The following is a 449-nucleotide window of genomic DNA, read 5'->3' as shown; positions in this document are numbered from 1 at the left end:
ATTTGTTTTCTAATGCCTGACCGTTCTTCTAAATCAATGGAAGTAGCTATAAAACAACTTATTTCATCTTTGCCTAACAACGCTGTAAAAACGATTACTGTAGATCGTGGTAAAGAGTTTTCATGTTACAAAAATATTGAATCTCAATTTGAGGTCGATATCTATTTTGCTGACCCATATTCTGCTTGGCAGCGTGGAACTAATGAAAATTCTAATGGATTACTTAGAGAATTTTTCCCTAAGAAAACAGACTTTGCAAAGGTAACACAAGAAGAGTTGGATTATGCTTTAAAGTCTATAAACCATCGTCCTAGAAAGTGTCTTAATTGGAAAACATCTTATGAAATTTTAAATTCTGAGTTGTTGCACTTAAATTGACAACTCAACATATATACTAACCTTTTAGGTAGGTGACAGTAATCGTCAGGGTAGCGTTCTAATCGATTTTG

At 33.2% G+C, this 449-nt stretch carries 1 protein-coding gene; it reads left to right on the top strand.

Going from position 1 to position 449, the window contains the following annotated elements; all coding sequences use genetic code 11:
- Positions 1–378, top strand: a 378-nt coding sequence (locus KA858_RS12035; RefSeq protein ID WP_210135805.1) for an IS30 family transposase, incomplete at its 5' end; no start/stop codon positions are given.
- Positions 379–449: the final 71 nt, after the last annotated feature.

The sequence above is a fragment of the Staphylococcus sp. GDX8P80P genome, assembly GCF_017893095.1.
GTDB lineage: Bacteria > Bacillota > Bacilli > Staphylococcales > Staphylococcaceae > Staphylococcus > Staphylococcus borealis.
Note: the sequence above shows the minus strand (reverse complement) of the source record. Positions and strands in the feature narration are given on the sequence as shown.